The sequence below is a fragment of the Mesorhizobium sp. WSM4819 genome, assembly GCF_055811215.1.
On the sequence record NZ_JBVVQO010000089.1, the window covers coordinates 1 to 859 of the forward strand.

Below are 859 nucleotides of genomic sequence, written 5' to 3' on the forward strand. Positions count from 1 at the left end.
TATAGGGCGGGAGATAGAGCAGGCTCGCCCCCGCCGTCTCGATCGCGTCGCGGACGCCGGCGGCCTTGTGGGCAGGCAGGTTGTCCATCACGACGACGTCGCCGGGTTCGAGTGTGGGAACCAGCACCTGGTCGACATACGCCAGGAACACGGTGCCGTTCATGGCGCCGTCGTAGACGAAGGGGGCGGTCATGCCGGTCAGCCGCAATGCGCCGGTGAAGGTGGTGGTCTTCCAATGACCATGGGGCACGCCGGCCCGGCAGCGCTCGCCGCGTGGGGCTCGTCCGCGCAGGCGGGCCATCTTCGTCGACAGTCCGGTCTCATCGATGAAGACCAGCTTCGTTGGATCGAGGTCGAGCTGGCCGTCGAACCAGTCCCGGCGTCGCTTCAGGACGTCGGGGCGATCCTGCTCCAGTGCGTGCGCGGACTTTTTTTGAATGTCCAGCCGTGCCGGCCGAGCCAGGCGCTCAAGGCGCTGCGGCTGATCCGAAAAGACTGCTCGACCTCCAGACGCGCCACCATCTCGTTCAACGTGATGTCCTTGCGCTCCTCGATCAGCCCGAAAATGAAGGCGTCATGCGCATCCAGGCTGGACGCGCGGCGGCGGCCCTGCGGGCGCGGCGACAGTTCGCCGATCCTGGCCCGCGCAATCCAGCGGATCGCGCTCGATATGCCGACCCCAAACCGTGCCGCCGCCTGTCGGGCCGACATGCCGGCATCCGAAGCTTTCAAAACCCGGGACCGCAGATCCCCACTCAGTGCTTTTCCCATCATCCACCTCCATCAAGGTGGATGTTGAATCACCGGAGAAGCTCGTCGTCACATCACAATCGATTCATCGATCACGGGACGTGCTCTA

General features: G+C 65.0%; 1 pseudogene. It reads right to left on the reverse strand.

Annotated features, from left to right (window positions below):
* Positions 1 to 771: pseudogene (locus AC0L18_RS32350) on the reverse strand (IS630 family transposase); the annotation flags it as partial.
* Between the last annotated feature and the right edge of the window lie 88 nt (positions 772 to 859).